Here is a 7,465-nt window from a genome sequence, read left to right as displayed (position 1 = left end):
GTTATCGTTGACAAAGAAATGTATGGCCAGAGTGTCTAGCTATCCTTGATACTGCTGGCTAGAGACCCATCCAAATGGACGTCAGATGCCTCGCAAGCCTTTCTCCAAGTCTGCACTTGAGTCGCGAGAACGACCGACCCTCCAGCGAAAGCTCCCAGAAAACACCCCCCAAGCGATTCAAGAAAGAAGCACTGCTAGGGGACAAGTCGATGTTTCAGCTCAAGGGTTGCTTGTCCGAAACAAGACTACTGGCACAAGGGAATACGTCCGTGACTTCACAGATCTTGTCACTGAGTATCCGCACCATAAATTAATTGTCCAGCAGTTACTTATAGGTGCGCAGCTCCATTCCGCAAAGAGATTGATCACATATCAATCCCATCAAGACATCTATTACTCAATTCAAGAGTTTGTGCTGTTTCTTAACAGCGCTGAGCCGATCAATAAATCAGTCAAAGGTGTTGCTGATGTCGATGGGCAGGTATGCGTGAATTTTAGGTCATTTCTAATTCGTTCGTATCCAGGTCGCACCGTAAATAGAAAAAGATACGGCGCATTAAAAAATATCTTCCTTTCGTTGAAAAATAAATATAAAGGGCAGGGCTGGGTCGGCAAAGGGTTTGAATGGCCGACTGGACCGGGGATGAACGAGCAAATAACAGAAGGATACAGCAGGGAGATTCATAATAAGCTTGTGGAGGGATGCCTGATCGATATTAAGTTTATTATGAAGTGGATGGAGAGTTACAACAGTGTAGTGGAAGGCGAGAAGCCAATTCTGGCATACGATCTTTCATTAGAAAACTTGATGTTTGATCTGGTTGTAAAAGAGCAAACTAAAAGATCCAACGGGTCAATCAAGGCGACACACATTAAAGGGTTTGAGTGGGTTATACGCTCCACTGGAGATGTTAAAGAATACATACGGGCAAATGGAATAAGTATAGAGAGGTTTCTGGGCATTTACCGAGCCCGCGCCCATGAACTGGCGGCTAAAGGTCGCCCTGTAGTTGGTACTGAGGTCAGTGAACGGGGGATGGTGTATGGCTGTGATCGAGAAGAATCTGGGCGAATTGCAACTGCAAATGTAGGAAGACTTTATCCTGATTGGCCTATGCAAGTGAGCTTCGAGGAAGCTGGACATCTCTTTTCCACTGAGTGGAGTAAAAACACCGCTCACGGAACAAACAAAAAATATTCTACGCTGGAAAAAAGATTACGGTCGGCCTTGATGTATATGAAGGTTGGGCCAGAGCACCTACCCTATGAAGTAGGTCAAATGGCATACTTCAGCAGAGTAGCCTTCACAATGGGAACTATATTCCCATTCTTTCTCTTCGTGATGTTGCAGACGGGCTGGAACTTTGAGGTCGTGGTATCGATAAGCGATAACCTAGACGACCACATTGAGGAGGACCTTCTGGATGATGACTATGTGATTATTTATGGGTACAAGGGACGGTCCAACAAAAGCCAAATGCATAGATCAAACAAGCGAGATAAGTTTGGCACGTATCAGATCTTGCGCTTTGTTGCCGCTGAAGTAACCAAGCATTTCTCGTCGCCTCATTATTTAAAGGGTAAATTATTTCAGTGTGTCATTTCGAAGAATCTGTGGAATAAGTTTGGCCGCTTATGCACGCCGGTGACCACTACGAATTTTGGGCACGCATCAACGGAGTTTCTACATCGCCACCGCATAAAATTGGATACGGATACCAAATCCCCCAGAATTGAAACGAAACGTCTTCGAACTACTTACGAAACTCGACGGAGAGAACAGGGTTTAGATATAGACGAAGTTTCGACAATGATGGGGCATTCGGATATCGATACCACAGTGAATCATTATGATAGTGACTGGGGGTCGGCAGAAATATTAAATGGGCGTCTAAGAAAGATTCAGAGAAAGCATGAAGAAGATTTTAGGCGTTACTCAGCAAATCTTCTTACAGATGTGTCTTTGGTTGAGCTGCGTGAAGCCACTCTACGCTGCGGTAGCAAAGAAAAACTACGGTCAGTTGTTGCACCATTAGTCGGCAGGCTGAATTCTTCTGAAGATTCGGTAATACAGTTGCTTTCTCCGGAAGGTCAGACATTCATTGCAAGTTGTCTAAATTCAAGACGACCAGATTGGCCAGGCGCTGAAAGTTTTCTTAGGACGGATACGCCTTGCAACTACTTCAATCGTTGCCCGTTATGCTCACAGTGTGTGATCTTCAAAGAAGCATTACCTTTTATTGCAAGAAGAATTTCCGACCTTGACGGTCTGAGGGAGCGGTTAAATCCCTTAGAATGGGAGAAAAGCTATCGCGCTGAGTATTTAGCGTGGAAGGGGGTTCTAGAGGGCTGGGGGGATCCGATTGAGGTTGCTGAGGCAATAGATCGATCAGTACATAACGATTTTGCACTGCCATTGACAATGATAGGGCTCTCATGACAACTCCAACACGTGACCAAATAAAAGCCGTTTTAGAAGAAATAAGGAATGGACTGGGTTGTCACGAGGAAGAGTCAGAGCCTATCGCTACTGAAGAAGATGATGAGATTCTGAGTGGCGACTCTTCACTTGGGATCATTTGCGATAGTATAAATTTACTCAATCTTTCCAGAATTGATAAGAACGAGTGGAGTTATATTAGGGTAAGTCCTAGAAGCTCTTTCGGCGATCCGGTTTGGGATTTTGGGGATTACCCCTCCCCTAATGGATTTCCCATACGTATCAATTTTGATTATGTGAATATGTATGGCGTGAATGTTTGTGGAGTAGGTCACGAACATTGGGTGAATATTGCTAGGGCGCTACTATTTTACCGTGTACCGCACTTCGGAATTCATGGTCGCATTAATGCTTATACATCTCTTGAGTCAGATAAAACAAAAGTATTAAGACTTGTCGGGTTGTTTCAAGCCGAAGGTCTATATTTAGGTTCGGAAAATTCACCAGATTTTAGGACGGTGAATGATTTGGCCAAGTCGAGTGTGGAGCACTATATAGAGTCGCTGCCCACATCTGGGATTAAGTGGGAATTCTGTTACTTAATGTCCTTCTGGCAGGGCGTGTCATCGATGGGTATGCTTCCGTCAGAGTACTCACTATACGATTCATACGTAACTAAAGAGCTTGTCGCCAAATATAGAAGAGAATACGACGAGTCCTCTCGACCTTTCGAACCCATTCCGCTCGATGACTATGCAGAAATATTTAGATACTGTGTGGGGTTTGTTGAAAACTATAGTGATGACGTCCTTTGGCTGTATAAAAATTTTGCGCCAACCATAGTAGGTGCTTTTGAGAACCCCGGAAAGCTTGCCGCGATGAATATTGGTGTGTCAACGGCGTCCGTTGAGGGAGTTAAAAGATTTAGGGCTTATAAACCTAAGTTACTAGATAGCGGTATTCCCTGGTGGGGAATAGAAATCAAGGAAAGAACGCATGAGAATGATGAGGGGGAGTATATAAATCAAACTGCTGTGATTAGCGTTGTTGTCTCTCTGATCGATGCGTGTATCGTGCTTCTTCTATGTCTTACTGGGATGCGCCGATCAGAGGTCATTGGTCTTAAGGTGGATTGTCTTTCGTTTAAGTCTGAGGGTTATTGGCTTACTTATACTGTTTTCAAAACCTCCATTTCGTCACAGGGCGACATTAAAACAATACCTATCCCAAAAATTGCTGCTGACGCAATTGAAGTAATAATTGAAATAGGGCGGGATGCTCGTGCTTACGGTAATCACGACTATCTGTTTGTCAAGATACCAAAGTTAAGTTTTGGAAACACTCCGCAGTCCACTGTGGTAGAGCGAGCTTGCAATCGAGTGGCAAACAACCTGGGTATTGATTATAGAGTACACCCACATCGTTTTCGGAAGTCACTTGCCCTTTATATAATTCATCAAGATTCGCGGAATCTTGAAATTATTAAACGCCTCTTTTCTCACCGCAGCTTAAAAATGACGTTAAGGTACATCCTTTCTTTACCAGGCATGAACGATGAAGTCAAAGCTACGTTGATTGAAGAAAATACGGAAATTCTCGTCGAGGTTTTGCAAGGTGTAATTTCTGGTCAAATTGGGGGCATTGGCGGCAAAAGGTTGGCCAAGACTGCTAATTCGTCTCCAATACTCAGGGCTAAATTGCAAAACGCGGGAAAAGAGAGTTTAAGTCAGTATGTCGCCTCTTTGCTTGATGAAGGTGTGAAGCTTCTGCATAGAACGAATCTTGCAATCTGTATGCGAACGCCGGGTCTTTCCAGCGAGTCACCTTGTGATGCTAAGAATGATAGCCCTGGGTCGAGGCTTCATCCAAACTTGTTTGCGTGTGACCCATATAATTGTAGATATGCTGCATTTGTCGAGGCCAATGTTCCATCATTAAAAAATGAGATAATTTTCCACGATAATATGATTAAGCATAGGTACTGTGGAGCGACTCAGAAGGAATATTCGCAGAGGCGTATCGCTGAAGCCTTTAAGCGACTTCACGAGGTTGTAGGGGATGAAGCACATAATTTCCTAAAGCAGGTAGCGCATGGCTAAGCAGGATCTCCTCAATCGGGTGTATGCGACTATTTCAGCGCTCCAAAGCGACGGCCGAAAAAAGTTATCAGTGATGGAAGTTTCTAAATTATCTGGTGTCGGTCGTGCAACAATCAATCAAAAGCATGATCCTGACTGGGTGAAGGTCAGAGAAGTCATAAAAGGAACAACTCATTCTGGGGTTTATACAAAGGATTCAAGTGAGGATGTCAAAAAGCCACTCAAAAATACTCAAGAAATACATCATCGACTGAAAGAGTTGGAGGAGCAGTTAGCCCTACTAAGGGAGCGCGCTAGCACCACATATAATCAGTTGATCGACAGGGTACAATATTACTTTGCGTTGGCTAGTGAAAAGCCTGCTAAGCAAGTTGAGAAGGCTAAGCTCCTTCAAGAGCTAACTCATCAGAAGAATCAGAACGCAATCCTACGTGCAGATCTCAAGGCGGCTCTTGCTGAATCATTAACTCCTGCGGTATCAGGATTTATCACTTCAAAGATTATTTTGGAAGTGCCTAATGCAGGCTCAGATTCTGAGGCCATTCTGAGTTTTTTGGAGAAACTGGATTCGTTATCTAGTCAGAATCGATCTTCACTTGTTACCGCAGTCTACATAATGTGTGGTCTTCCAATGTGCGGCAAGTCATCTTGGATTGATAATCACAAGCCACCTACTCCAGGCGTATCCTTATATGTCAGTGGGGCAAGTGATACAGTTTCAACTCGGAATTTGTTAGTTTCTAGGGTTAGGAAAGAATTTAACGCGCCTGTGCACTGTGTTCGATTTAGTCTAGGCCTTGATGCCTGTATCTCTAGGGCCGAAAAACAGTTCAATGGTGCGGCTCTTGAATTGAATATTTCATCCATCAAAGTTGTGGCTGCGCGGTTCGAAGAAATACAATTCAGCGAAAATTTCGACTCAATCATCTTGGCTTGAAATCAGTGAATGGTCTAAAGCGTTTCCAATCGTTTGTTGAAGAGCGACGTCGCATGGGAGACTGGGCTGATTTCGTTTCAGCAGATATGACTAGGCTTTCAAGAGTAAAGCTGGTTGAAGCGTGTGGGATTCAGCGAAGCATAATTTATCAAAACTCACAGGTAGTAACTCTGCTTCGTGATCTTGAGTCCGAATTAAGAGCGCATGGTGTTCTTTATGGGCGCAGTGCGGATGCCAATTGTGCTCACCAAAATGGTTTAACTCATGATGAAGAATTAGAGCAGCGGTTAGGAGATTTGTCTGCTTCGCTTTGTAAGTTTAATGACTATTTAAATGAAGTTTCTAATTCGCTTGTGGTGTACCCCTTGTCGAGGCCAAAATAGTTATGTGTATCCTTCATTTTGGAAACGGTTTGGCCAGCCACTCTGGCTATATGCGAGAGCGCGTAGGGATTTATTTTGATGATAATCATAACGTCCTTGAAGCACCGACCATGTGGGCGATGGCTGTCTCGAAGATACGTTCAAGGAGTGATGAAACGACAAGAAACTATGCGAATATCCTGAGAAGGTTTTTGCAGTGGTTGGACGATAGCCCAATCGAAGGGGCTGAAGTTGTATTTGGCGCGCAGAACTGGCAGTTGGTGGATGAGGATGTTTTTGATGCCTTCCTTGTTCACATAGCATCTCCAACGGATGCGCTTCCTGATGGTCCGTCTCACAAAACCATGTATCACATTGCGGCAAGGGTCTGGAGCTTCTATCAGTGGGCCGAAAAGCAGGGCTATAAACACTATTTGGATATCAGTAGGACTGATATCCGATACATGCTGAAAGACCAGAAACTCCTGGCCCATATCAACCCAGTGGTTAAAGTTACTACCTTGGGATTTAATCTGCCCAGTGGTAGACCAGCAATGCATCAACGAGAAATGCAGAAATTTGTAAGGCAAACTGATTATGAAATAGCTCTCAGCGTGTTGAATGATCCTGTTTATCAAATTATCGCAGCGATCATACGAATTACCGGGCTTAGACCGATTGATCTTTTTCAATTGCCTTACCGAGGGAGAAATGAAAATTATGGATTCATTCCTTATGATGAGGGTGAGTACCCAGAAGGGTTAGATAATGGCGCGATCTATTATTATTTTAGGTCCAAGGGAAAATGGCGCTCCATAGACTTTCCAGGGAAGCTGTGGAGAGTTATTTGCGAGTATTATTTACCCTTAAGGCGGCAACGAGCGAAGCTATATGAGGCTAAGCATGGCATTCCACCAAGGAATAGCGACTTGTTTCTTTCCGCTCGTGGTGATGTTGTTACTCATGGAATGCTTGGTTATAACTTTAGCAAGGTGGTTTCTGCAGCGAAGAACTCCGAGAGCGCTACTGATTTTAAAGCCATACGATTCAATGCACGAATGCTCAGGCACACCTGTGCGACATATTTTGTTTATGAGGCGTTGAAAGCCCAGAATAGACTTGGAAGGAGTTTTGTTTACGATGCAGCGCTCGACGAAGATCTCAGGAAAATGCTGGGCCACACTGATGTTAGAACTACACTTGAATACTATGTTCATCTAGTCAACCGATATGTGCACGACAATCTTCTGACTGATCTTCATCGTTCGCGCGTTGATGCTGGTTTGTCCGCTATTTTAGACCGACATAATTACTCTGAGATTGTGGTATAGAACAGGCACTAGACATGCTGCCTTCTTGGTGAGCAGCTCTGGACACGTCGATATGGGAGTGCATACGGTCAGGACAAATCGGGAAGGTGCCGCCGGCTGACTTGCCTCTGTAGATAGGTCTGGACGCATCAGCGCTTTAAACGCCAACGGCTTTGGGTTCGAAGTGATTTCGCCTGCCCCTCTTCAGTTACACTCGGCGCTTTGCACGCCTTTCAAGGAGCAGCTGCGTGAACACGGAAAACCATTCCCAGACCGCCGCCTTTCTCTGGTCGATTGCCGACCTGCTGCGCGGTGAC

The 7,465-nt window shown here is 44.5% G+C and carries 5 protein-coding genes; all 5 read left to right on the top strand.

Annotated features, from left to right (window positions below; all coding sequences use genetic code 11):
- Positions 1–85: 85 nt before the first annotated feature.
- The 5 genes from N7650_RS27680 to N7650_RS27660 are packed head-to-tail and all read left to right on the top strand — an operon-like array spanning position 86 to position 7,169.
- Positions 86–2,440 (top strand): site-specific integrase, encoded by a 2,355-nt coding sequence (locus N7650_RS27680; RefSeq protein WP_023083571.1) that lies wholly within the window; start codon positions 86–88, stop codon positions 2,438–2,440.
- Entirely contained in the window at positions 2,437–4,539 is a 2,103-nt protein-coding gene (locus tag N7650_RS27675) for a site-specific integrase (RefSeq protein WP_023083570.1), read from the top strand. The genes N7650_RS27680 and N7650_RS27675 overlap by 4 nt, the downstream gene beginning before the upstream one ends.
- Complete coding sequence (locus N7650_RS27670) at positions 4,532–5,476, top strand: hypothetical protein (RefSeq protein WP_023083569.1); 945 nt, start codon at positions 4,532–4,534, stop codon at positions 5,474–5,476. Before N7650_RS27675 ends, N7650_RS27670 begins: the two co-directional genes overlap by 8 nt.
- Before the next feature lie 53 nt (positions 5,477–5,529).
- The gene (locus N7650_RS27665) at positions 5,530–5,859 is read left to right on the top strand and encodes a hypothetical protein (protein ID WP_123789211.1); all 330 of its coding nucleotides are present in this window, start codon (positions 5,530–5,532) and stop codon (positions 5,857–5,859) included.
- Positions 5,860–5,888: 29 nt separating this feature from the next.
- On the top strand, positions 5,889–7,169 hold the full coding sequence (locus tag N7650_RS27660; protein ID WP_169311241.1) for a site-specific integrase: 1,281 nt from the start codon (positions 5,889–5,891) through the stop codon (positions 7,167–7,169).
- Positions 7,170–7,465 lie beyond the last annotated feature (296 nt).

This window comes from Pseudomonas sp. GD04058 (genome assembly GCF_029836855.1).
GTDB classification, from domain to species: Bacteria; Pseudomonadota; Gammaproteobacteria; order Pseudomonadales; family Pseudomonadaceae; genus Aquipseudomonas; species Aquipseudomonas bharatica.
Note: the sequence above shows the minus strand (reverse complement) of the source record. Positions and strands in the feature narration are given on the sequence as shown.

Excerpts from the sequence above, each read along its gene's own strand:
- N7650_RS27680 (WP_023083571.1), top strand. The coding sequence starts at position 86 with ATGCCTCGCAAGCCTTTCTCCAAGTCTGCACTTGAGTCGCGAGAACGA.
- N7650_RS27675 (WP_023083570.1), top strand. The coding sequence starts at position 2,437 with ATGACAACTCCAACACGTGACCAAATAAAAGCCGTTTTAGAAGAAATA.
- N7650_RS27670 (WP_023083569.1), top strand. The coding sequence starts at position 4,532 with ATGGCTAAGCAGGATCTCCTCAATCGGGTGTATGCGACTATTTCAGCG.
- N7650_RS27665 (WP_123789211.1), top strand. The coding sequence starts at position 5,530 with ATGGGAGACTGGGCTGATTTCGTTTCAGCAGATATGACTAGGCTTTCA.